This is a genomic window from Deinococcus aquaticus, from assembly GCF_028622095.1.
GTDB lineage: Bacteria > Deinococcota > Deinococci > Deinococcales > Deinococcaceae > Deinococcus > Deinococcus aquaticus.
In genome coordinates, this window is sequence record NZ_CP115165.1 from 838,887 (window position 1) to 861,178 (window position 22,292).

The following is a 22,292-nucleotide window of genomic DNA, read 5'->3' on the forward strand; positions in this document are numbered from 1 at the left end:
ACGGGGCAGGGGGCGGGTTGCGGTGTACCCGTCAAAATGTTATGCTATTTACATAAAATTACATTCGATTCAGGAGTAAGCTATGTTGTACCGTCACGGAGATGTTCTCGTTCAGCACGTCGATTCTCAGCAGTGGACCCAGGTGCGGGCCGCCGCCCATCCCCGTCCCGGCGCAGTCCTCGCGCGCGGCGAGGTCACCGGCCACAGCCACCGCTTTCGCGACCCGGCCCAGGTGCAGCTGTACACCGCCGGGGCCGAGACCTTCGTGCAGGTCACCGCACCCAGCGCCGACCTGATCCACGAGGAACACGCCACCATCACGCTCCCGCAGGGCACGTACCGGGTGTGGATGCAGCGCGAGTACAGCCCCGAAGCCATCCGCCGCGTGATCGACTGACATGCGTATCCGCACCAGTCTCAGCGGCCCCACCCACGCGACCTCGCCCGTGGTGTCGCCCCGTCAGGTCACCGCCAGCGAGGCCCGCGACCTGATCCTGCGCGGTCAGGTCAGCGGTCCCCTGACCTTCCGGGGAACCCTCGACCTGAGCGGCGAGCGCCTGACCCGCCTGCCGGACGACCTGAGCGGCGACACCCTGAACATCAGCGGCACCGGGGTCCAGGCGCTGCCGGAGCGGCTGGAGGTCGGGGAACTGATCGCCAGCGGACAGCCCCTCCAGCACCTGCCAGCCAGCCTGCGCGTCCGCTTTCGCCTGACCCTGGACGGCTGCGCCCGCCTGACCGACCTGCCCGCCGGCCTGAGCGTCGGATCGCTGAGCCTTCAGGACTGCGTGTCGCTGGAGGCGCTGCCGGAGGGGCTGGACGTGTGCTTCCTGAACCTCAGCCGCTGCGACGCCCTGAGCAGCTGGCCGGAGACGGCCCGCGTGCGCTTCGGGCACCTGACCCTGCGCGACTGCCTGAGCCTGCGCACCCTGCCCACGTGGCTCACGCAGGTCGCGCAGCTCGACCTGAGCGGGTGCCGGGGCATCACGGCCCTGCCGGACGGCCTGCGGATCAACGGGTGGCTGGACGTGGCCGGCAGCGGCCTGAGCGCCCCGCCCGCCGGGCCGGACGTTCCGCTGCGCTGGCGCGGCGTGCAGGTCACCGAGCGCATTGCCTTCGACCCGGACAGCATCTCGGGCGCGGACGTCCTGGCGGAAGCCAACACCGAGGTACGGCGCGTGATGATGGAACGCATGGGGTACGAACGCTTCCTGGCTGAGGTCGGCGCGCAGGAACTCGACCGTGACCGCGACGCGGGTGGCGAACGGCGCCTCGTGCGGATCGACCTGCCAGACGACGAGCCTTTCGTGGCCCTCAGCGTGCAGTGCCCCTCGACGGGACGGCAGTACGTGCTGCGCGTGCCCCCCACCATCCGCACCGCACACGCCGGAAGCGCGTGGCTGGCCGGGTTCGACGATCCGGCCGCCTACGCGCCGGTCATGGAGGCCTGAGCGCCGCTTCCCCTCCACAGTTGCCGCGCCCGCTCCAGGTACGCCTCCGGCTGCGCCCAGTCCGGCCCCTCAGGAATGCGGGCCAGCAGGCCGGCCCCATACACGGCGCCCGCGCCGAGTTCCGGCAGGTGCACGTACCCGATGTGGCAGTCACAGGCAGCGCGCGTACACGGGCGCGGGGCGAGCAGCTCCCGCACGTCCTGCGCGTAGATGTTGCCCAGCGGCGCGGCGATGAAATGGCAGCGCCTCGCCTCGCCGTCACCGTCCACGCTGATCACGGACTCTCCGGCGTGACAGGCGTGGCCGCGCGTGCGGTAGGGGCGGGTATTCACCTCGAACAGCGGGTCGATCCCGCGCAGGGCCGCGCGTTCAGCCGGGGTGTACGGCCGGCCGCCCGCGAGGGCGTTCACCCACAGGTACGTGGCGGGGTTCAGGGCAGCCCGCAGGGCCTGAATGTCCGGCAGGCGGTCGGGGACGCCGACCACGCCGACGCTGTGCCGCACGCCCAGCACGTCCAGTTCGGCGGTGCGCGCCAGGAAGCGGGCCTGGGCGACCTCGCCAGGATGGTACGTGGCCCACAGGCCCACCTTGCGCAGATCGGCGTGCTCAAGCCAGCGCAGCGGCCCGCTGAGATTCGTCTGGATCGCCACCTGCCGCACGTGCCGCAGGCGACTCAGGCGCGTGACGGCCTGCTGGTAGCGCGGCCAGATCAGCGCCTCGCCCCACGGCGTGAACAGCACGGATACCGGGAAGGGCTGCGCCTCCACCCACGCCACGAAGCGGTCCAGTGCGGACCGGTCGGCCTCGTGTTCCTCGGGCGTCTCGCGGTGCTTGGCAAACGGACAGTACGGGCAGCCGTAATTGCAGCTCGACAGTGGGCCCCGGTACAGCACCGTCAGGTGTTCCAGGGGACCGCCAGCCGCGTGGTCTACCGCCACTCAAACGCCTCGCTGAGTCGCTGCACGGCGTCCGAGTACAGCCACGGGCCGAGGGCGTCGGACCCTTCCATCCCGACTGGCGTGAGGGTCAGGGTCTCGCCGCGCTGTTCGGCCAGCCCCAGCGAGAGCAGCTGCGCCAGTTGCGGGAAGTCCTGCCGGGCCTCCGACGCGAAGGCCGCGCGGTAGGCGGTGAGATTCAGGCCCGTGTGGTGCAGCAGGGATTGCAGCACGTACCGCCGCCGCTGCTCATCGCCGCTCAGGTGCATCCCGTGCGAGGCGACCGCGAACGCCCCGTCCGGGCGGTCCACGAAATCACGGATGATGTCCCGCACGCCGACCGCGCCCACCGCGTACTCGCTGCTGTAGTGCAGGGCGCGCGTGTACGACCGCGCGCCACAACCCAGGCCCACCATGCCGTCGAGCTGACAGGTGTACTCCGGTTCATCGCCCGGTGGCCCGTCTGCCCGCTGGAACCGGCGTATGGACGTCTGCACGTACCCGCGCGCGGTCAGGAAGTCGCGGCCCAGGCGGTACAGTTCCAGCCGCTCGTCGTCCCAGGAGCGCCCCAGGCGGCCGATGCCGGTCAGGGGCCGCACGTACAGCGGGTACAGGAACAGTTCCTCCGGCGACCACGTCAGGGCCGTTTCCAGCGAGTGCAGCCACGTCTGCGGCGTCTGGTGCGCCAGACCGTAGATCAGATCGATGTTCAGGCCCGGCAGGCCCGCCGCGCGGATGGCGTCCAGGGCGCGGCGCACCTGCGCGCCGTCCTGCGCGCGGCCCACGCTGCGAACCTCGCTGTCCACGAAACTCTGCACGCCGATGCTGACGCGATCCACACCCCGCGCGGCCAGCACCGCCAGCCGGTCCGGCGTGGCCGTCGCCGGCGAGGTCTCCACAGACGCGGGCAGATCCCGTGGCGACGCGCCGAAGGTGTCCTCCAGCAGGTCGAACACGCGCTCCAGATCCCCGGCGCGCAGGTAGGTGGGCGTACCGCCACCCAGCGCCATGCGGGAGAACCGGGCGCCCGCGCCCAGCGCGCCCCGGATCACCCGGGCCTGCCGGGTCACGGCGTCCAGGTACTCTTCCTCCAGCGTTCTGGGCGCGTTCACAGTGGTGAACAGGTTGCAAAAGCCGCAGCGCATCTCGCAGAAAGGCACATGCAGGTACAGGAACAGGTTGTCCTTCTGCTCGGCCGCCCAGGCGTCCCGTAGCGGCACGGGCGGGTCCAGCGGGCGGTAGGCGGTCTTGTGCGGGTACGCGTACGTGTACGCCTGGAACGGCCCGCGCGCCAGAATCTTGGAGAGGCTGGATGGAGAGGTGATGGTCATAGGGCTCCCAGAATCCGTTCAGTGTACGGGACCGTCCACACGGCCGGGTGCGCGATCCGGTGGCCCCAGTACCCGTCGTCACCGAAGCACGTGCCGTGATCGGCGCACACGATCAGCAGCGCAGAACCCCGGGCGCGCAGGGCGTCCAGCAGGATCGGCAGGGCCGCGTCCACGCTACGCAGCGCGGCCCGCTGCGAGTCCGGCGAGTCCACCCGTGCGCCCGGCAGGTACATGTGCGTGGGCGTGTGCGTGGCCGCCACGTTCAGCAGCAGGAACACAGGCCGCCCCGCCACGCGGGTCACGGCGTCGGCCGCGACCCCCATCTGCACGCGCGCGGAATCCGGGTTCTTCACGCCCAGCGCGGGCGACCAGTGCGCCTCGGCAAACAGGGCCGGCAGGGCCGAGCCCAGCGCCGTGCGCCCGTTGAAGAAACCCACGCCGCCCACGCAGACCGTGTGGTAGCCGCGCGCGGCCAGCGCCTGCGGCAGCGTCGCCTCGGGGAACACGAAGGTGCCACTGCCCGTGCTGCGGCTGCCCCCGAACTCGGCGGCGAACAGCCGGGCATGCCGCCCCGGCCGCGCGGGCGTGGGCAGGAACCCCGCCAGGAACGCGTGGTGCGCCGCGTACGTGAAACTGCCCGGCGTGTGCCGCGCCTCCCACCCGTCCGGCGGCAGCAGCGCGGAGAGGTTCGGCGTCTCACCCAGTTCGTGCGCCCGCGCGGCCACGTCGAACCGCAGGCTGTCCAGCGTGACGAGCACCACGTCACAGCCGGGAATCAGGTCACGCGGTCGCAGCATGGGCCTCCGCCGGGTTCAGCAGGGCGCGCAGCTGGGCGCCGTACGTGTCCCGCCCGTGCGCCAGCACACCCCGGTGGTAATCCCCGAAAGCATTGACCTCCAGCACCGCGCAGTGCCGCCATCCGGGCGTGAGTAGCACATCCACCCCGCCGTACAGCGCGCCGGGAAACGCCGCCAGCGCCGACCGCGCCGCGCGGGTCACGTCTGCCCAGCGGTCCGCGCCCAGTTCGGCCTGCAGGGCCGTCAGGTCGCCGCGTTCGTTGCCCAGGTGCAGGTTCGTGATCGGGCCGCGCCCCAGCCGCACCAGCGCGTGATCCGCGCGGCCGCCGATGACCACCACGCGCAGGTCGACCGGGCCACCCTGCCACGACGCCTTCGGCAACCAGCGTTCCACGTGCAGGCCGTGCGGCGCGAGCCCATCCACGATGGTCCGCACCTCCGGCCACGTGCGGGCGTGGATCAGGCGGCGCGAGTTGAACAGCCGCCCCCCCTCCACCCGGACGGTACTGACTGCCGACACCTGCCTTCCCGACCAGCGCAGCGCCACCGCGCCGGACGCGCTCGACCCAAAAGCGAGTTTCACGAACACCTGCGACCATCCACGTTCCCGCGCGGCGAGCAGCACGTCGTCCAGCGAGTGCACGGGCGGCAGTGCGTCCGGCACGGGCACGCCCGCCGCGTGCAGGCGCGCGTGCGTGGCGGGCTTGTCAAACATGGCCAGGATGTGGTCGCTGTGCTGCATCCGCCGGTGCGGGGGGGCCTGCGCCAGTCCAGCCTCCACCTCGCGCAGCACGGCACTGAAGCCCGCGTACCACGCGCGCATCGGCGCGATCTCCCCCGCCGCCAGATCCGTAGGCACACCCCCGCCCCGCTCGATCAGGGCCCGCTCGGTGGGCAGGTCCTCGCCCGGCGATTCCAGCCGCACGACCGTCCCGGGCCGCACGAGGTCCGGCAGCGCGGCCCGGCCCGCCAGCACGTCCAGGTACGACACCGTGCGGGCGGGCGGCCAGCCCAGCCCGGCCAGGGTCGCCTGGAACGCCCGCGCGCGCCGTCCGTCCGGCGGGCCGATCAGCAGGACGTCCGGCCCGGCGCGGCCCGCACCCACGCGGCTCACTCGCCCAGGGCTACGAACCGCCACTCTTCGTCGTCGTCCTGGCGGTCACTGGCGTCCACCTCGGGCGGCAGGGCCTCCAGCCGGGCGACCATCTCGCCGCTCATGAAGTGGTGGGCGACATGCAGTTTCTTCAGGTTTCCCACGTGCTCACTGCCCAGCAGGGCCTGGGCGCCCTCGTCCGTCAGGACGCCCAGCGACAGGTCGAGTTCCTCCAGCGTGGCCGTGACGGGCGCGCTGGCGAGCACCTGCGCAATCTGATCCTGGTAGTCGCTGTTCTTCAGCCCCAGGTACTTCAGACGCGGGAACAGCGTGCCGTCCAGCAGGGGCGTCAGGTCATCCACGCTGCTCGTCGCACCGTAATTGTCGGTGCCCAGGAACAGTTCCAGGTGCTCCAGCGCGGGCAGGTCCGCCGTCATGACCTGCCGCACCACCGAGGCGTCCAGCCCGCCGGTCTGGATGATCAGGTGCCGGAGTTCCGGCAGGTGCAGTGGCCCGAGGCTCAGTTCGTTGCCGCCCCGCACACCCAGATGCGTCAGGCGCGGGTACGCGGCCAGCACGGGCGACAGGTCCCCGTTCGTGATCCACGAGAGCTCGGATTCCTCTGAGGTGATGTCGTTGATGAACAGCACCCGCAGGTTGGGCAGGGCCCCGTGCGCAGCGGTCAGGGCCTGGATCATGGCGTCAGGCGACGAGCCGGACGAGACCTCCTCGTCCCACATGCCCACCACCAGTCCGCGCGTGGCTTCCACGCCCGGCAATGCCAGGAACGCGCTCAGTTTGTCCGTCCACGAGCCGCCCTCGTCCCAGTCCACCGACAGGCGCACCATGGTCGTCGCGGGGTCCGGCAGGGGATCGCCGGGATTCCACGGCTGCACGCGAAGGTCACCGAACCCGGTCAGATGCTCGTAGATGGCCATACCCGGAGTGTACCCAGTGAACGGTTCAGGGGAGCGGCAAATGTGGCGTGAGGTTCGCGCCGGTCACGTAGGCGGTATGGCTGCCCCGGCTCAGGCGCAGCGTGGCGAAGGCCGTGTCGCCGAACGCGAACCAGCCGCGCTGCATGCCGAGCAGTTCGCGTAGCAGGCTGTTGCCGAAGCCGCCGTGCGTGACGAGCAGCACGCGCTGGCCGCCGCCATTCCACACGAGTTCCAGGGCGTGCAGGGCGCGGGCGCGGATCGCCGCCTGGGATTCGCCGCCCTGCGCCGTGAAGGGGTCGAGGTCGTGCCGGAACGCCGGGATGGGGTACCGCTCCAGCGCCTCCTCGCGGCCCATTCCGGCCAGGGGACCGTTGTCCCACTCGCGCAGCAGGTCCGTGGGTGTCAGGGGGACGCCCAGTGCGTCCGTGACGATGCGGGCCGTGCCGTGCGCCCGCTGGAGCGTCGAACAGTACGCCCGGTCGAAGCCCGGCGGGTCCGCCGTCCAGTACGCGGCCAGCGCGGCGGCCTGCGCCTCGCCTTCCGGGTTCAGGGGGCTGTCGTAGCGGCCCTCGTGCACGTTCTCGTCGTCGGCGCGGCTGCGGCCGTGGCGCAGGACGGTCAGGTGCAGGGCGTCTGTCCTGGGGGCGTCGGTCTTTTGCGGGGTCTCTGGGGTCATGAGGTCCTCACGGCCAGCAGCACGCGTTCGCGGCGACTGACTTCCAGTTCGGTGCAGGTCAGCTGCGGGTGGGTGAACAGCGCGTCCCGCAGCGGGTCGCCCGCATGCCGGTCGGGCGACATGAAAGCGGGCGGGCTGAAGTTATCCATGCTCAGCGTCCCGCCGGGCTTCAGGGCGCGGGCCAGGGCGTCCGGGTCGGTTTTTGCGGCGGCACAGTCCGCGAAGATCAGGTCGAACGGTCCCTCGCGCAGTGCGTCCGTCCAGTCGCCCGGCTGCACGCGGGCGCGGGGGTCGGCGTTCAGCACGTCACGGGCTGCTCCGGCGCGCGCGGGGTCGGCCTCCACGGTCAGGAGGTGGGCGGCGCGGTCCAGGCCCGCCAGGAGCCACGCCGCGCCCACGCCGGTTCCCGTCCCGAGTTCCAGCACCTGCCCGCCGGGGCGCGTGGCCGCCAGGGTCCGCGGCAGTCGGCCCGTTTCGGGCGAGCAGGAATCCCTGAACGCCAGTCGGGCGGCCTGCTCCTGTGCGAGCCACACCAGCGCCGGGGCTTCCAGGTGCGGGGGCGTCTCGCCGCGCGCGGCCAGCACCTCGCGGATCTGGAGGTCGTTCGCCCACGGCAGCGAACGCGGGTTAACCCAGGTCACGGGGCGGCCCTCCGGGCTGGGTTCCAGGTGCTTCAGGCGCAGCGGGACGCACCCGCTGTCGCCGGGCAGCATCACGGCCTCGCCCGCCACCCCGCCCACCACCTCGGCGTGCGCTTCGGCTTCCTCCCACGCCTCACGCACCGCCGCCTGCTGTGGGGTCTCGCCCGGGTGAATACCGCCGCCCGGCAGGGTCCACCCGCCCCACTCCAGACCCGTCATCAGCACGAAGCCGTCCTCACGCTCGATCCACGCGCAGGCGCGGCCCACGCGGTCCAGGCCCGGCGACAGGTTCAGGAACGCGGGGCGGCTCATGCCAGCACCGCCAGCGCCTCGGCCAGCGGGGCGTGGCGCGCACGCAGGGCCGCCAGGGTGCCGGAGGCGTGCAGGGCGGCCACGGCGTGAATGTCGTCCCGGTACTCGTGGAAGGCGTCGTAGAGGTTCCCGCCGGGTACGGTCGTCACAGGGGGCTGATCATTCAGGAAGCCCGCCCAGGCCAGCCGGAGCGCGGCGCGCTGCACGTCCAGGGGCGCGCGGCCCACGCGGATGCCCTTTCTCGACACGTACGGGTCGTCGGTCAGCAGGCGCGTGCAGCCGGCCCAGGGGTCGGGCGCAGCGTACTCCAGGGCGCGCAGGCCACTCATGGCGACCGCTCCGGCGCACTGCGGGCAGGGTTGCACGGTGGTCAGGACCGTCCAGCCGTAACAGTCGGGGCGCGGCACGTCCCGCAGGTCCAGCAGCGCGTTGATTCCCGCGTGTGCCAGATCATGCCCGCTGATCACGCCGCCCTCCGCGCCGCGCGGCTCGCCCAGGCGATTGCGGCCCCGCGCGATCACGTGCCCGTCCGCGTCGACCACGCACGCCCCGATGGCGTACGACCCGGCGCAGTAGGCGTCCCAGGCTTCCTGAAGCGCCGCGTTCCAGCCGGCCGACAGGCCAGCCGGCGTCACAGCCAGCCTCGCTGGCGCAGGATCTCCAGTGCCGGGGCAAGCTGGTAGTCGTCGCACCAGGGGGCCACAGCAGGGTCCACCCAGACGTGCTCGCGCCCTTCCGGGCTGGGTTCCTGTCGGTGCAGGCGCGCCAGGAAGATCACGCTGGTCACGCCGTTGTGGGGCGAGGTGACCTCGAAGGGTTCACCGTCCACGGTGACGTGCGCGCCCGCTTCCTCCCAGGCTTCGCGGGCAGCGGCCTGGGCGGGCGTCTCGCCGGGTTCGATGCCGCCGCCCGGCAGGGTCCAGCGCCCGCCGGACGTGCCGGTCAGCAGGACCTGTCCGGCGTGCAGGACGCACACGCAGGCGCGTCCGGTGCGTTCCAGGCCCGGTGAAAGGTTCACGCGCCCGGTGCCGTTCACAGTTCGCCCCGGTTCTTCTCGATCAGGTCGTCCACGGCTTCGCGCAGCAGGCTGGCCTCGGTGCGGCCGAGTGCGCCGCTCAGCTTGGTAAGGCGGTCGAGCTGGCTTTTGCTGTAGTAGTTGCTCTTGAGGACCATCTTGCTTTCCACGTAGATGCACGCCCGGGCGCGGCCTTCGCGTTTGGCGCGCAGCAGGGCTTCCTCGGCGGCGCGGTACAGGTCGGCGTAGATGGTGGCGTGGGCGGGGCGGGAGGCGAGGCCGACGCTGAGGCCCAGGCTCTTGGGCCAGTGGGGGTCGCGGTGGATATGAAAGTGCTTGATAACCTCGTCGAGGAGGATCAGGGCGGTTTCGGCGGCGGTTTCTGGGAGCAGGCAGGCGTACTCGTCACCGCCGATGCGGCCGATGACGCTGCCGGAGGGGAGGCTGCCGGAGAGCAGGCGTTCCACGCCGCGCAGGACGCGGTCGCCTTCGCTGTGGCCCAGGGTGTCGTTCAGGGTCTTGAAGTGGTCGAGGTCCAGGACGGCGAGGGTGAGGGGGGCGGCGCCGAGGGCGTCGAAGGCGTCCTCAAAGGCGTTGCGGGACAGGATGGCGGGGCGTGCAGCCATGCGGGTAGTCCTCCTGGGGCGGGGGGGGGCGGGGCGTGCCGGGGCGCTGGGTTGGGGGCGTATGTTCCACTTACATATATACGTTGCACCTATGAGATGGCAAGCGCATATGCGCTTTGCGCGTGCTGGCGCACCTTGAGCGCATCACACTCAAATTGTCGGATTCCCCAACTTGACATTTTTGTCACTTCGGGCCTAGGATTGCGTGCGGAACGGCAAAAAACAGTCGGAGGCATCCGGCACGCCGAAGCTCCACACCCCACATTCACAGGAGGACACAACATGCTGAAACCCTTAGGTGACCGCGTTCTGGTTGAAATCATCGAGGAAGCCGAGCAGAAGACTGCCGGCGGCCTGTACGTCCCCGACACCGCCAAAGAGAAAAGCCAGCGCGGCAAGGTCGTCGCCGTCGGCAGCGGCAAGGTCCTCGACAACGGCACCCGCATTGCCCTCGACGTGAAAGAAGGCGACACCGTCTACTTCGCCAAGTACGGCGGCACCGAAGTCAGCCTCGAAGGCAAGAACTACTCCATCCTCGCCGAACGCGACATCCTCGCCATCGTCGAGTAAAGCGCCCGCCGACTGAGGCCTCACCCCTCAGTCAGCGGCGCTGACCGCTCCCCTCAAAGCGGAGCCAAACCCCAACCTCATCCCACTCAACAGGCGTGACCCCAGAGCCCACCGCTCTGCGCTCACCGCCCCCAAAGGAGCCCCACCATGGCCAAGCAACTCGTGTTTGATGAACAAGCCCGCCGCGCCCTCGAACGAGGCGTGAACGCCGTCGCCAACGCCGTCAAAGTGACCCTCGGGCCGCGCGGCCGTAACGTCGTCATCGAGAAGAAATTCGGCAGCCCCACCATCACCAAGGACGGCGTCACCGTCGCCAAGGAAGTCGAACTCGAGGACAAACTCGAGAACATCGGCGCGCAGCTGCTGAAAGAAGTCGCCAGCAAGACCAACGACATCACGGGTGACGGCACCACCACCGCCACCGTGCTCGGCCAGGCCATCGTGAAAGAAGGCCTGCGTAACGTCGCCGCCGGCGCCAACCCCCTCGCCCTGAAACGCGGCATCGACAAGGCCGTCCTGGTCGCCATCGACGAGATCAAGAAACTCGCCGTGCCCGTCGAGGACAGCGAAGCCATCAAGAAAGTCGCCGGCATCAGCGCCAACGACGAGCAGGTCGGCGAGGAAATCGCCAACGCGATGGACAAGGTCGGCAAGGAAGGCGTCATCACCATCGAGGAGTCCAAGGGCTTCGACACCGAAGTGGACGTCGTGGAAGGCATGCAGTTCGACAAGGGCTACATCAGCCCCTACTTCATCACCAGCCCCGACACCATGGAAGCCGTCCTTGAAGACGCCTACATCCTCATTTACGAGAAGAAAGTCAGCGCCCTGAAAGACCTGCTGCCCGTCCTCGAGAAAGTCGCGCAGACCGGCCGCCCCCTGCTGATCATCGCCGAGGACGTCGAAGGCGAAGCGCTGGCCACCCTGGTCGTCAACAAACTGCGCGGCACCCTGAACATCGCCGCCGTCAAGGCCCCCGGCTTCGGCGACCGCCGCAAGGAAATGCTGCGCGATATCGCCGCCGTCACCGGCGGGGAAGTCGTCAGCGAAGACCTGGGCCACAAGCTGGAGAACACCAGCATGGAAATGCTCGGCCGCGCCACCCGCGTCCGCATCACCAAAGACGAAACCACCATCGTCGACGGTAAAGGCGAGCAGGCCCAGATCGACGCCCGCGTCAACGCCATCAAGGGCGAACTGGACACCACCGACAGCGACTACGCCAAGGAAAAACTCCAGGAACGCCTCGCCAAACTGGCCGGCGGCGTCGCCGTCATCCGCGTCGGCGCAGCCACCGAAACGGAACTCAAAGAGAAGAAGCACCGCTACGAGGACGCCCTGAGCACCGCCCGCAGCGCGGTCGAGGAAGGCATCGTCTCCGGCGGCGGCACCACGCTGCTGCGCATCATCCCCGCCGTCCGCAAGGCCGCCGAGGCCCTCAGCGGTGACGAAGCCACCGGCGCCCGCATCCTGATCCGCGCGCTCGAAGAACCCGCCCGCCAGATCGCCGCGAACGCCGGCGAGGAAGGCAGCGTCATCGTGAACGCCGTCATCAACAGCGACAAGCCCCGCTTCGGCTTCAACGCCGCCACCGGCGAGTACGTCGACGACATGGTCGCCGCCGGCATCGTCGACCCCGCCAAGGTCACCCGCACCGCGCTGCAGAACGCCGCCAGCATCGGCGCGCTGATCCTCACCACCGAAGCCATCGTCAGCGACAAGCCCGAGAAGGCCTCCACCGCACCCGCCGGCGGCGCTGACATGGGCGGCATGGACTTCTAACCAAGAGCAAGCACTCCTGCGTAAATTGGTCAAGGAAGACGAGGGGCCGCCCCCGAGTCTGAGGCCACCAAACGCAAGCCGCCCATCCGAAAAGGTGGGCGGCTTTCAGCTGTGGCTGGGGCGTCATGCTCCGGCTTTCCCCGTCTGTCGTGCTGCTGAGGTCTGCCTGCCTGTGAGCGCCGGGGGCGGTAATCTGCCGTTCATGTCGCCGCCGTTGTCGCCCCTGCTGCTGATCGTGTCGGGTCTGCCCGCCTCTGGAAAATCCACACTGGGCGCGCGACTGGCAGAGGCGCTGAGCGTGCCGTTCGTGACGAAGGACGAGTACAAGGCGCTGCTGCTGGCCCGCCTGCCGGGGCTGGAGCGTGCCGTGTCGGGACCGCTGAGCTTCGACCTGATGTGGCACGTGGCGGGCGTGACGCTGGCGGCGGGGGCAGACACGCTGCTGGAAACGCATTTCTACCGGGGCGTGAGCGAGAAGCACATCCTGACCCTGGCAGCGGCGCACGGAGCGAGGGTCGCGCAGGTGTTCTGCCACGCGCCGCTGACCGTGTTGCAGGCCCGGCACGACGCGCGGGTGGCGTCGGGACGGCGGCCGGGCATTGATCTGCCGATGGAGTACGCGGCCCTGCCGGATCACTGGTGTCATGAACCGCTGGATCTGGGAAGCGCGCCGTGCCTGACGGTGGACACTACCGGGGGGGGACGTACTGCCCGGCGTGCTGGCTTGGCTGGCGAACCTCCCTCGCGGGGTGGAATGAGGAAAGCCACCGCGTGGGTGGCTTTCTGGGGGATCAGGGGGGCCGGTGTGACCGGCCTCTGCCGCTGTTCGCGCGCCCGTGTTTTTGTGACTCCTAGAGGTGGGCGCCTCCCTCAAGTGCATTCATGTACAACGTGGACTGCACTGCACGATCCTTTCAGATCAGAAGGGAAGTGTACCAGTCCTTCGGCCTGCTGTCAAGTGGGCGGGGCGTGTTCTGTTTTCAGCGGAGCGCGGGGGACGACGCGGCGCTGCTCGGTCCAGTGGACGGCCAGTCCGGCCAGAATGCCCCAGAAGGCCGCCCCGATCCCCAGCGGCGTGATCCCGCTGAGCGTCACGAGCAGCACCACGGGCGCGGCCAGTTGCCCTGCCGCCGCGCCCTGAAAGGCCCCCTGGAGGCTGCTGCCCACAGCGGACAGCAGGGCCAGCCCGGCCAGCGCGGCAATGGCCTGCGCGGGCAGGATCCCCATCAGGTGCAGGAACGTCCCGGCGAACAGGCCCACGCCAATGTTGAACACCCCGGCCCACACGGCGGCCGTGTAGCGCCGCTGCGCGTCCGGGTGCGCCTCGGGGCCGCTGACGATGTTGGCCAGCAGCGCGCCCAGCGTCAGGTTGTGGCAGCCGGCGAACGCAGCCGCCACGCTGGCCACCCCGCAGGCCCGCAGGATCGGCCCCGGCGCGGGCTCGTACCCGTTGGTTTTCAGCACGCCGAACCCCGGCACGAACTGCCCCGTGAAGGCCAGCAGCGTCAGCGGCAGCGCGAGGTTCAGGGTGGCGTGCAGGCTGAAAGCAGGCATCACGAACTCCGGGCGGGTCAGGGCCAGCGCCACGGGGGCCGGGTGCCACAGGTTCAGGGCGGCGCTGGCGATCACGCCGACCAGCAGCACGCCCGCCACCGCCCAGCGCGGCGCGAGTTGCCGCAACGCGAAGTACGTGAGGATCATCACGCCCACCAGCGCCGGGGTCTCCCCGAACGCCTGCAGGGCCCGGAACCCGAACGGCAGCAGAATCGCGGCGTTCAGCGCGGCCGCCAGCGGCGCAGGGATGCCCTGTAACGCCCGCGTCAGGGGGCCGAAGGTGCCCAGCAGCACAACCAGCACCCCGCTGGTGATGAATGCCCCGACCGCCTCCGGAAAGGGAATGCCGGGCAGCGCCGTCACCAGGAACGCGATCCCCGGCGTACTCCAGGTGATCAGGACCGGCATGCGCGTCCTGAGGCTCAGCAGAATGCCGGTCAGGCCCGCCAGCAGCGCGTGCGCCCACAACCACGACATGGCCGCGCCGTCACTCAGGTGCGCGGCCTGCGCGACCGAGTAGATCAGCACGTTCGGCCCGGCCCAGCCGATCAGCATGGTGATCAGGCCACTGAGAACCGCGCCGGAATTGGAATCCTGCCAGAACGAACGGGACGGGGCGGGCATAACGGTCATGCCCCACAGTCTGCGCGGTCAATGGCCCACCCGGCAGTGGCAATGGCCCCCCGAATGGCCCACCAGCCACCCCGCCAGTGGCCCACCCCTACCCGGCCACAGCAGTACCCTGAACCGGTGCCCCCCCACCCCACCCTGCCAGACGCACCCCGCTGGGCCGCCCTGCTGACCGGATGGCGCCGCAACCCCACCGCACCCACCCTCCAGGGCCGCCTGACCAGCACCCTGCAAACCCTGATCAGCACCGGCCAGCTCAGCCCCGGCGAACGCCTCCCCGCCGAACGCCCCCTGGCCGCCCTGCTCGGCCTCAGCCGCAACACCGTCGCCCAGGCCCTCGACGACCTCGCCGCCAGCGGCTGGGTCACCCGGCGCGTCGGCAGCGGCACCCACGTCTCAGGCAGCGCCCCCCGCACCGCGCCCCTCCTCACACTCCGCACGCCCGTCAGCCCCGCCCACCCCGGCCCGCACCCCATCCACCTCACCCAGGCCGGCCCGGCCGAACTGGACTTCACCATCGCCGTCCCCCTCCTCACCGAACCCCAACGCCAGCGCCTGCGCGAAGCCACCCTGGACGCCTTCCAGGAAAGCCTCTACCACCCACTCGGCCTCCCGGACCTGCGCGCCTGCATCGCCGAAATGTACGCCACGCAGGGCCTCCCCACCACACCCGAACAGATCATCGTCACCAGCGGCGCACAGCAGGCCATCTCCCTCACCGCCACCACCCTCCTGCGCCGCGGCGACCACGCCCTCCTCGAAAGCCCCACGTACTTCGGAGCCATCGACGTCTTCCGCGCCGCCGGCGCCACCCTCACCGGCGTCCCGATCACCCCACACGGCGTGAACCCCGACACGTTCATGACCCTCGCCCGCACCCACGCACCCCGACTCGCGTTCCTCACCCCCACCTACCAGAACCCCACCGGCACCGTCCTCCCCACCCACGCCCGCGCCCGCCTCGCCGCGTTCATTCACGACACGCACCTCCCCACCATCGAAGACGACACCCTCACCGACCTCAGCTTCGACCCCCACGACCACCCAGGCAGCCCCCCACCCCGCCTCAGCGCACACGCCCCAGACGCCCCCATCATCAACGTCGGCTCCCTCTCAAAACTGTACTGGGCAGGCCTCCGCGTCGGCTGGATGCGCGTCCCCCACACCCTCACCGCGCCCCTCACACAGGCCAAAACCCTCGCCGACTTCGGCGGCAGCCAACCCGCCCAGCACGCCGCACTCCACCTCCTCCAGAACCTCCCCACCCTCCGCCAGGAACGCCGCGACGCCATCACCCCCGCCCGCGACCACCTCGCCTACCTCCTGCGCACCCACCTCCCCGACTGGACCTTCAACACCCCCCACGGCGGCCAGTTCCTCTGGGTACAACTCCCCACCCCCACCGCCAGCGCCTACACCCACCACGCCGCCCGCCACGGCCTGCGCCTCTTCCCCGGCGCCAGCATGGGCGTCGACCCCCTCCCAGACCAGTACCTGCGCCTCCCCTTCACCCTCCACCCCGACCACATCCCCGAAGCGGTCACTCGACTCTCACGGGCATGGGCGGAATTCACCAGCAGAGGGAGTGAACGGCTGGCGTGAACAGGGGCAGGCTGTGGGTTGGAAGGTGGGCGCCTGCGGCGGGCTTCCCCACCCCCCAGCCCCCTACCCCAGGGGGGCAGGGGGAGTAACGTTGGCACTGGGCAGGGATTTCGTGGGCTTGCGTGGCAGGTAGTCGGCGGGTTTGGTTCCGGCTCACACGCCATCCTCCGCGCCCGCGCCGTTCGCCCCGCGCGCTGCGCGCACGACGGGCTCGGCTGCCACGACGCCTGTGTGGCCACAATTCTTGGTGCGTGCTGGAAGGTCCTACTTTTTCGGCTTCGGCAAAAGCTTGGTTTTCAAAGTCGATCAGCGGTTCGCGTCAAGTTGTCCAGCTGGCCGCCGCAGACTGCCACCGGCCGTCGTGCGCGCAGCGCGCGGGCCTTCCACCGGGCACGGCAGGATGGCGTCGAGGCCGAACACGTCACCGCCCGACACAAGCGCGCCACCCAAGTAGAAACTCTTGCCGAGCGCAGCGACTGCTCCCCCTGCCCCTCTGGGGTAGGGGGCTGGGGGGTGGGGCAGCCCGCCGCCAGGTGCCCACCTTCCAACCAGCAGAGCCACAGCTGCCAACAGAAAAACCCCTCCCAGAGCGGGAGGGGCTGCCAGAAGCGCGTGGGCGTTACGCGCCGTACTTGTTGAGTTTCAGGGCGTTGGCCATCAGCAGGGGCATCAGGTCGGTGCCTCTACGCAGGCCGAGGCTGCCTTTGACGGCTTCGTCCTCGGTGTAGCGGGCAGCGGCGTCTTTGCGGCCGTAGTCGCTGCGGATCAGGAGGGGCACGGGGTGCCAGGAGTGCGTGGCGAGTCGGCTGGGGGTGCTGTGGTCGCCGACGATGGCGATCACGTCGGGGTTCAGGGCGAGCAGCTGGGGGAGCAGGGCGTCGAACAGTTCGATCTTCTTGACCTTGGCTTTAAAGTCGCCGTCCTCGCCGGTGCTGTCGGTCTTCTTGACGTGGAAGTAGAAGAAGTCGTACTTGTCCCAGTTGTCTTTGAGGGCCTGGACCTTGCCGTCCAGGGCGTCTTCTTCGCCTTCGACCGTCAGGACGTCCATGCCGACGAGGCTGGCGAGGCCCTTGTACATGGGGTAGCTGGCGATGCAGGCGGCTTTGAGCTGGTAGGCGTCGTCGAAGCTGGGGAAGTGGGGGACGTCGCTGTACCCGCGGAAGAGGACGCCGTTGACCTGCTCCTCGTCTTTGAGGGTTTCTTCGGCGCGCTCTACGAAGGTGTTGACGAGGTGGGCGGTCTTTTTGCTGGCGTCGTCGTGGGCGTGGGCGGTCAGGGGTTGCACTCCGGTCGCCTGGGGGTCCACGTCGCTGAGGTTCGCGCCGAGGGCGGCGCCGCTGCCGGCCCGGAAGACGACCACGAAACGGTGTTCCGACTCGGTGTAGATCTCGACGGGCGTGCCGTCGATGCCACTGATGGCGGCCTTGAGTTTGCCCACGATCTCGGCGTTCTTCTCGTCGCTGGGGCGGCCGGCGCGGCGGTCCTGCACGACGCGGCCCGCTGCGAGGGTGGCGAAGTTGCCGCGCACGGCGACGTCGCCCGCGCCGAGTTTCACGCCGATGCCGACGGCGCTCAGGGCGCCGCGTCCGACGACGTACTTCAGGGGGTCGTACCCGAAGAGGCTGAGGTGGCCGGGGCCGCTGCCGGGCGTGATGCCGGCGCCGACCAGTTCGACGGCCCCCAGCTGGCTCTGCGCGGCCAGCGCGTCGAGGTTGGGGGTCTTTGCCGTGGCGAGTTCGGTGTCTCCGCCGAGTTCCAGGGGCAGGCCGCCGATGCCGTCGAGGACGACCATCAGGATCTTGCTGTCGGTGGGCTTGGCGAGGTCGCGGATGGTATCCAGAAGGTCGCTCATGGGGTTCAGTGTACGCCTGACACTAACGGGGGCCGGTCAGCCCATATGACCAGCCCCCCATCAGCCCGTGCCGGGGCGCTGGACTGCCGTTCAGGCCAGGATCTGCCCGTGCTCGTCCAGCGCGGGGTAGGCCTCGCCGCGCTCGCGGTAGGCGGGGGCCAGGTCTGGGTAAGCCCACTCGAAGGCGCGGTCCGCGAGGGCCTGCGGGGTCAGTTGCGGCGCGTCGTACATCCCGGCGGCGAGGCGCTGGCGCTGCGCTTCGAACAGGATGGTCGCGGCGGCCACCGAGACGTTCAGGCTCTGCACCATGCCGAACATGGGGATGATGATGTTCCCGTCGGCGGCGTCGGCGGCCTCGTCGCCCACGCCCCACTTCTCGGCGCCCAGCAGCACGCAGGTGGGGCGGGTGTAGTCGGCGTCGCGGTAATCCACGCTGCGCTGCGAGAGGTGCGTGGCGAGCACCTGCACGCCCTGCGCCTGCAGGTCACGCACGGCCTGCGCGGCGTCCTCGTGGCGGTTGACGGTCACCCACTTGTGGGCGCTGCCGGACGTAGCCTCAAAGGTGTGCCCCTCGAATTCCGCGAGTTTCCCACCCTTCGGGGCCACGGCGTGCGCCTCGAGAACGCCGACGGCGTCGCAGGTGCGGATGATGGCGGACAGGTTGTGGGGTTTGTTCACCTGGTCCATCAGGACGGTCAGGGTCGGCTGGCGTTTGCTCAGCACCCGCATGATTTTCGCGTAACGCTCCGGGGTCATAACGCTCCAGAGTACCGCACGGCGCGCAGGCTCAGGCCCGGGTGAACAGGCCCGCGCCGTCCTCGCGCGCAGTCTCGCTCAGGGCGCCTGTTCCGGCGAGGTACTCGGTCAGCGCGGCGGTCTGGTCGAGCAGCAGCACCGCCTGAATGGACCGCAGGCGCGGGTGCAGCGCGAGCAGCAGGTCATGGATGGTCATGGGGTGCGTGCAGGCGGCCAGCAGGCCGTCCAGTTTCTCGTGCGTGCGCGCCCGCAGCGCGTGAATGCGGGCGTGGGGGTCGGGCATGGGGCCGTCGTGTCCACCCAGCGCGAGGATCACGCCGTCCAGCCGCTCCACGCGGTCCAGTGAGTCCAGGTAGGCGGCCACGCCACTGCCGCGCAGGAAGCGGGCGGGCATCAGCGGCGGCGAGTTCAGCGGCAGCAGATGATCGGCGCTCAGCAGCACCTCGTCCACGCGCAGGCAGATCTGGTTGCCCTCGTGCCCCGGCGTGTGGATGACGTGCAGCAGGTCGTCCAGCACGTCCCCGTCGTGCAGGGGCGTGGCGACCGGAGTGCCGTGCGGGACGGTCAGGTTCGAGCCCCGGCGGCGGATGCGGCCGTCCAGTTCACCCCCGGGCGGCAGGCCCAGCCACGCGGCCTGCGCGTCGGGCAGGGTCAGCCACGCCGCGCGGATCGCGCCGGGCTGCTCGATGAACGGCACGGCGCTGTGGAACGCCGCCACGGGCGCGTCCTTGTGCTCACGCAGGGCGCTCAGGCCGCCCAGGTGATCCGGGTGCGGGTGCGTAATCACGATCCGGGTCAGGGTGTCCAGGCTCACCGCCTCGCCGTGCCCGGCCCGCACCGCCGCAAATCCGGCCTGAAGGTCCCCCAGATTGTCCGGGCCGCTCCCGCCGGTATCCACCAGCGCCGCGTACGAGGGCGCGTGCGGGTCGCCGCGCACCAGCAGGTAAGTGTTCGCGCGGAAGTTCGGGAAGGCCCGCACAGGCAACGTGTACACGCGCGTACCGCCATCCGTGACGTGCCGCGCGGGAAGAGGGGCAGCGTCGGTCATGAGCGGACTCTAGCGGCTGGAAGGCCCGCCGGGGTGATCAGGTCTTCCCTATTCCGCCCACTGCCGGGCGTACTTCTCGATGTCGAATTTGCGTTTCAGGCCGCCGGCGTTCATGTAGCGCACCGTGCCGAAGATGGGGCGGCGCGTCCAGGGGCGGTCGTGCAGGCCGAAGATCCAGCCGACGCCCACCCAGGAGTTCGGGTCGCGGCCGTCCTGCTCGTGGCGGTTGTTCAGCCAGATCAGCGTGTCGAAGGCTTCCTGTGGGGTGGGTGTCCATTCGAGGACTTTCTTGCCCCAGTACATGCGCATGTAGTTGTGCATGCGGCCGGTGCGGGTCATCTGGCGTTGCGCGGCGTTCCAGTACGGGTCGTGCGTCTGCGCGGCGTCCAGTTCGGCGCGGGTGTAGGTGTGTTCGCGGCGGTCCCCGGCGTGTTCTTGCAGTGTGGCGCGCGCCCAGGCGGGCAGGCCCTCGTAGCGGTCGTAGTGGGGGTTGTAGGTCGTGTAGTTGAAGCTGAGTTCGCGCCGCACGATCAGTTCTTCCAGGAAGGCGTCCGCGCCGGGGCCGCCGTGTTCGCGGGCGGCGATGGAGGCGCTCAGGGGTGAGAGTTGTCCGTAGTGCAGGTGGGCGCTCAGGCGGCTGCTGCCGTCCACGGTGGGGTCGTTGCGGCGGGTGTCGTAGGTGTCGAGCTTGCGGGTGATGAAGTCCTCCAGCAGGTCGTGCGCGGCGTTCTCTCCGCCTTCCTCGTCGCCGGGGGGCACGCTGTGGTCGATGGGGAGGGTCTTCAGGAGGCGGGCGGGGTCGCTGATGTCCTCGCCGGTCTGCCAGTCGCGTGCCTGCTGTTTCAGGTCGTGGGATTCCAGCGGCACGAGGTAGTCGTGCCACAGCCGGTGGATCTTCGGGCGGATGGTGCGCGCCGCGTACTCCTGCTTGCCGCTGACCACCCGCACGGGAATGAGGGCCTCGGATTCCACCTGCACCAGCGGCACGTCCAGCTGTCCGGCCAGCCAGTCGCGCCACTCGCGCTGGATGCGGGTGTAGCCCACGTCGGTCACGACGAGCGCCGCCCCCTCCCGCGCTGCGTTCAGGACCACGGCGGGCGGGTCGCCCAGCGTGACCCGCAGCGGAATGCCGCGCGCCGCGAGGTTCACGCGCAGGTCGCGCAGGCCCTCAAGCAGGTACGCGTAGTGGCGGGCGTTCGCTTCGGGGTAGCCCGGCGTCAGGCCGAACGCGGCAACCAGGGGCAGGCCCAGCCGGTTCGCCTCGCGCACGGCGTACTCCAGCGCGTGATTGTCGCGGGTGCGGACGCTGGCCTGCACCCACAGCAGCACGAAGCCCCCCCGGCGGGGCGTGCCGGGCCGCAGGACCTGCACGCGCGAATCGTGAATCATGCCTGCCGTTCTACCAGCCCCGGCCCGCGCCGGACGGTGGGAACGCTTACCCGCCCCGGCCGCAGCTTCGGGTGACGGGCGGATGGCCGGCTGATCAGGCCGTGGGCAGACCGCGCCGTGGTCAGGCTTCGGGCAGGCGGCGCACGGGCAGTTTCACCCAGCCGCGCCGGGACAGCCAGCGCAGCGCCACGACCGTGCCCGCCCCCGCAAACTGCGCCTGGAACGGCGTGACGTGCGGGTACAGCGCCCACACCATCAGCGCCCCGGCAGCGGCGGCCGTGGCGTACAGCTGATCGCGGCGGTACATGACTTCCGGGACCTCGTTGGCGATCAGGTCGCGGATGATCCCGCCGCCCACCCCGGAAAGCATCCCGGCGAACACCACGCCCAGCGGCCCCAGCCCGAAGTTGATCGCGCCGATCGCGCCGGACGCCGCGAACAGGGCCAGTCCGGCCGTATCGAACACGCTGAGAGTCCGCTCGAAGCGCGCCAGCCGCTCCCCGAACGCGAAGGCCAGCGCTGCGCCCGCCAGGGCCGCCCACAGGTACGATTCGTCCCGCAGGAACAGCGGCGGCGTCTGCCCGGTCAGCGTGTCGCGGATCGCGCCGCCCCCCACGGCCGTCACGCAGCCCAGCACCAGCACCCCGAACAGATCGAAGCGCTTACGGACGCCCAGCAGCGCGCCCGACATGGCGAACGCCACCACCCCGATCAGATCCAGGATGTGCAGGCCGGTCGCCAGCGTGATGGGAGTCCACTGCAGTTCATGCACTCGTCAACTGTACCGGAGCGTCCGGCGTCCCGGCACGCCCGTGTCTGCGTCGGCTGTGTCTGGGCCGCCCGTGTCTGCGCTGCTTGTATCTGGGCCGCCCGTAACGTGGAGGCGGGCTGGGAGTGGGCTGCGCGCCGTGCAGGGCGCGGCTCTGCCGTGACTGGCCGGGTGCATTGGCAGCGTGGCGGGGCGCTGTGCTATACTCCCCGCTGTTGTCTCGCCCGGGTTCCTTGTGGGCAGAGAATCGCGCCCCGGCGAGAAACGCCGTGCGGCCCAGGAGAAAAATCATGGCCAAGCACCCCGTCCCCAAGAAGAAGACCAGCAAGAGCAAGCGCGACATGCGCCGCAGCCACCACGCCCTCGTCGCGCCCAACCTGACCGAGTGCCCCCAGTGCCACGCGAAGAAGCTCAGCCACCACATCTGCCCCAGCTGCGGTTACTACGATGGCCGCCAGGTGCTGGCCGTCTAAGACGCGCCGCACCGAACAAACGCCCTCCCTCTGCGGAGGGCGTCGTTCATTT

22 protein-coding genes and 1 pseudogene are annotated in these 22,292 nt (G+C 70.2%); 7 read left to right on the forward strand and 16 right to left on the reverse strand.

Going from position 1 to position 22,292, the window contains the following annotated elements:
• Window positions 1–82: 82 nt before the first annotated feature.
• Together M8445_RS04060 and M8445_RS04065 are read left to right on the forward strand one after the other, a co-directional pair.
• Window positions 83–397, forward strand: coding sequence for a hypothetical protein (locus tag M8445_RS04060; protein WP_273989876.1), 315 nt, complete (start codon window positions 83–85; stop codon window positions 395–397).
• A 1-nt stretch (window position 398) separates the two neighbouring features.
• Window positions 399–1,451, forward strand: coding sequence for a DUF6745 domain-containing protein (locus M8445_RS04065; RefSeq protein ID WP_273989877.1), 1,053 nt, complete (start codon window positions 399–401; stop codon window positions 1,449–1,451).
• Here M8445_RS04065 and M8445_RS04070 read toward each other — a convergent pair.
• From M8445_RS04070 to M8445_RS04115, 10 genes are read right to left on the reverse strand one after another with little or no spacing between them, the layout of a single operon-like run.
• Complete coding sequence (locus M8445_RS04070; protein WP_273989880.1) at window positions 1,427–2,389, reverse strand: STM4011 family radical SAM protein; 963 nt, start codon at window positions 2,387–2,389, stop codon at window positions 1,427–1,429. The two genes, M8445_RS04065 and M8445_RS04070, sit on opposite strands and share 25 nt — an antisense overlap.
• Window positions 2,380–3,717, reverse strand: coding sequence for an STM4012 family radical SAM protein (locus M8445_RS04075; RefSeq protein ID WP_273989881.1), 1,338 nt, complete (start codon window positions 3,715–3,717; stop codon window positions 2,380–2,382). Before M8445_RS04075 ends, M8445_RS04070 begins: the two co-directional genes overlap by 10 nt.
• Window positions 3,714–4,514, reverse strand: a complete 801-nt coding sequence (locus M8445_RS04080; protein ID WP_273989882.1) for an STM4013/SEN3800 family hydrolase — start codon at window positions 4,512–4,514, stop codon at window positions 3,714–3,716. Before M8445_RS04080 ends, M8445_RS04075 begins: the two co-directional genes overlap by 4 nt.
• The gene (locus M8445_RS04085) at window positions 4,498–5,628 is read right to left on the reverse strand and encodes an STM4014 family protein (RefSeq protein WP_273989883.1); all 1,131 of its coding nucleotides are present in this window, start codon (window positions 5,626–5,628) and stop codon (window positions 4,498–4,500) included. The genes M8445_RS04080 and M8445_RS04085 overlap by 17 nt, the downstream gene beginning before the upstream one ends.
• Complete coding sequence (locus M8445_RS04090; protein ID WP_273989884.1) at window positions 5,625–6,545, reverse strand: STM4015 family protein; 921 nt, start codon at window positions 6,543–6,545, stop codon at window positions 5,625–5,627. Before M8445_RS04090 ends, M8445_RS04085 begins: the two co-directional genes overlap by 4 nt.
• A 25-nt stretch (window positions 6,546–6,570) precedes the next feature.
• Window positions 6,571–7,221 (reverse strand): histidine phosphatase family protein, encoded by a 651-nt coding sequence (locus M8445_RS04095; RefSeq protein ID WP_273989886.1) that lies wholly within the window; start codon window positions 7,219–7,221, stop codon window positions 6,571–6,573.
• Window positions 7,218–8,174: an NUDIX domain-containing protein gene (locus tag M8445_RS04100; RefSeq protein ID WP_273989887.1), complete on the reverse strand. Its 957-nt coding sequence runs from the start codon at window positions 8,172–8,174 to the stop codon at window positions 7,218–7,220. Before M8445_RS04100 ends, M8445_RS04095 begins: the two co-directional genes overlap by 4 nt.
• Window positions 8,171–8,809, reverse strand: coding sequence for a nucleoside deaminase (locus tag M8445_RS04105; protein WP_273989888.1), 639 nt, complete (start codon window positions 8,807–8,809; stop codon window positions 8,171–8,173). The genes M8445_RS04100 and M8445_RS04105 overlap by 4 nt, the downstream gene beginning before the upstream one ends.
• Window positions 8,806–9,192, reverse strand: a complete 387-nt coding sequence (locus tag M8445_RS04110; protein ID WP_273989889.1) for an NUDIX hydrolase — start codon at window positions 9,190–9,192, stop codon at window positions 8,806–8,808. The genes M8445_RS04105 and M8445_RS04110 overlap by 4 nt, the downstream gene beginning before the upstream one ends.
• A gap of 14 nt (window positions 9,193–9,206) precedes the next feature.
• A complete protein-coding gene (locus M8445_RS04115; protein WP_273989891.1) occupies window positions 9,207–9,815 on the reverse strand; it encodes a GGDEF domain-containing protein in 609 nt (202 codons plus the stop codon).
• A gap of 282 nt (window positions 9,816–10,097) precedes the next feature.
• Here M8445_RS04115 and groES point away from each other — a divergent pair, with 282 nt between their 5' ends.
• From groES to M8445_RS04130, 3 genes and pseudogenes are all read left to right on the forward strand, one after another.
• Complete coding sequence (gene groES / locus M8445_RS04120; RefSeq protein WP_189064704.1) at window positions 10,098–10,385, forward strand: co-chaperone GroES; 288 nt, start codon at window positions 10,098–10,100, stop codon at window positions 10,383–10,385.
• Between the two features lie 147 nt (window positions 10,386–10,532).
• Window positions 10,533–12,167: a chaperonin GroEL gene (gene groL, locus M8445_RS04125; protein ID WP_273989892.1), complete on the forward strand. Its 1,635-nt coding sequence runs from the start codon at window positions 10,533–10,535 to the stop codon at window positions 12,165–12,167.
• A gap of 202 nt (window positions 12,168–12,369) precedes the next feature.
• Window positions 12,370–12,747 (forward strand): annotated as a pseudogene (locus tag M8445_RS04130) (P-loop nucleotide/nucleoside kinase family protein); the annotation flags it as partial.
• 374 nt (window positions 12,748–13,121) lie between these two features.
• Here M8445_RS04130 and M8445_RS04135 read toward each other — a convergent pair.
• Entirely contained in the window at window positions 13,122–14,354 is a 1,233-nt protein-coding gene (locus M8445_RS04135; RefSeq protein WP_273989894.1) for a benzoate/H(+) symporter BenE family transporter, read from the reverse strand.
• 117 nt (window positions 14,355–14,471) lie between these two features.
• Here M8445_RS04135 and M8445_RS04140 point away from each other — a divergent pair, with 117 nt between their 5' ends.
• Entirely contained in the window at window positions 14,472–15,953 is a 1,482-nt protein-coding gene (locus M8445_RS04140) for an aminotransferase-like domain-containing protein (RefSeq protein WP_273989896.1), read from the forward strand.
• Between the two features lie 619 nt (window positions 15,954–16,572).
• On the opposite strand, the gene M8445_RS04145 is transcribed toward M8445_RS04140, so the two are convergent.
• The 5 genes from M8445_RS04145 to M8445_RS04165 form a co-directional block, all read right to left on the reverse strand.
• Complete coding sequence (locus tag M8445_RS04145; RefSeq protein ID WP_273989898.1) at window positions 16,573–17,805, reverse strand: 2,3-bisphosphoglycerate-independent phosphoglycerate mutase; 1,233 nt, start codon at window positions 17,803–17,805, stop codon at window positions 16,573–16,575.
• A gap of 90 nt (window positions 17,806–17,895) precedes the next feature.
• Entirely contained in the window at window positions 17,896–18,561 is a 666-nt protein-coding gene (gene trmH, locus M8445_RS04150; RefSeq protein WP_273989900.1) for a tRNA (guanosine(18)-2'-O)-methyltransferase TrmH, read from the reverse strand.
• Window positions 18,562–18,592: 31 nt separating this feature from the next.
• Window positions 18,593–19,609, reverse strand: a complete 1,017-nt coding sequence (locus tag M8445_RS04155; RefSeq protein ID WP_273989901.1) for an MBL fold metallo-hydrolase — start codon at window positions 19,607–19,609, stop codon at window positions 18,593–18,595.
• 48 nt (window positions 19,610–19,657) lie between these two features.
• Window positions 19,658–20,998: a deoxyribodipyrimidine photo-lyase gene (locus tag M8445_RS04160; RefSeq protein ID WP_273989902.1), complete on the reverse strand. Its 1,341-nt coding sequence runs from the start codon at window positions 20,996–20,998 to the stop codon at window positions 19,658–19,660.
• Window positions 20,999–21,119: 121 nt separating this feature from the next.
• On the reverse strand, window positions 21,120–21,770 hold the full coding sequence (locus tag M8445_RS04165) for a trimeric intracellular cation channel family protein (protein ID WP_273989904.1): 651 nt from the start codon (window positions 21,768–21,770) through the stop codon (window positions 21,120–21,122).
• A 287-nt stretch (window positions 21,771–22,057) separates the two neighbouring features.
• On the opposite strand from M8445_RS04165, the gene rpmF reads away from it, so the two are divergent.
• The gene (gene rpmF, locus M8445_RS04170) at window positions 22,058–22,240 is read left to right on the forward strand and encodes a 50S ribosomal protein L32 (RefSeq protein WP_055363851.1); all 183 of its coding nucleotides are present in this window, start codon (window positions 22,058–22,060) and stop codon (window positions 22,238–22,240) included.
• The last annotated feature ends 52 nt before the right edge of the window (window positions 22,241–22,292 follow it).

Coding starts and splice junctions, on each gene's coding strand:
- M8445_RS04090 (WP_273989884.1), bottom strand. CDS start 6,545: ATGGCCATCTACGAGCATCTGACCGGGTTCGGTGACCTTCGCGTGCAG.
- M8445_RS04075 (WP_273989881.1), bottom strand. CDS start 3,717: ATGACCATCACCTCTCCATCCAGCCTCTCCAAGATTCTGGCGCGCGGG.
- groES (WP_189064704.1), top strand. CDS start 10,098: ATGCTGAAACCCTTAGGTGACCGCGTTCTGGTTGAAATCATCGAGGAA.
- M8445_RS04135 (WP_273989894.1), bottom strand. CDS start 14,354: ATGACCGTTATGCCCGCCCCGTCCCGTTCGTTCTGGCAGGATTCCAAT.
- M8445_RS04060 (WP_273989876.1), top strand. CDS start 83: ATGTTGTACCGTCACGGAGATGTTCTCGTTCAGCACGTCGATTCTCAG.
- rpmF (WP_055363851.1), top strand. CDS start 22,058: ATGGCCAAGCACCCCGTCCCCAAGAAGAAGACCAGCAAGAGCAAGCGC.
- M8445_RS04155 (WP_273989901.1), bottom strand. CDS start 19,609: ATGACCGACGCTGCCCCTCTTCCCGCGCGGCACGTCACGGATGGCGGT.
- trmH (WP_273989900.1), bottom strand. CDS start 18,561: ATGACCCCGGAGCGTTACGCGAAAATCATGCGGGTGCTGAGCAAACGC.
- M8445_RS04160 (WP_273989902.1), bottom strand. CDS start 20,998: ATGATTCACGATTCGCGCGTGCAGGTCCTGCGGCCCGGCACGCCCCGC.
- M8445_RS04115 (WP_273989891.1), bottom strand. CDS start 9,815: ATGGCTGCACGCCCCGCCATCCTGTCCCGCAACGCCTTTGAGGACGCC.
- M8445_RS04065 (WP_273989877.1), top strand. CDS start 399: ATGCGTATCCGCACCAGTCTCAGCGGCCCCACCCACGCGACCTCGCCC.
- groL (WP_273989892.1), top strand. CDS start 10,533: ATGGCCAAGCAACTCGTGTTTGATGAACAAGCCCGCCGCGCCCTCGAA.
- M8445_RS04145 (WP_273989898.1), bottom strand. CDS start 17,805: ATGAGCGACCTTCTGGATACCATCCGCGACCTCGCCAAGCCCACCGAC.
- M8445_RS04095 (WP_273989886.1), bottom strand. CDS start 7,221: ATGACCCCAGAGACCCCGCAAAAGACCGACGCCCCCAGGACAGACGCC.
- M8445_RS04080 (WP_273989882.1), bottom strand. CDS start 4,514: ATGCTGCGACCGCGTGACCTGATTCCCGGCTGTGACGTGGTGCTCGTC.
- M8445_RS04100 (WP_273989887.1), bottom strand. CDS start 8,174: ATGAGCCGCCCCGCGTTCCTGAACCTGTCGCCGGGCCTGGACCGCGTG.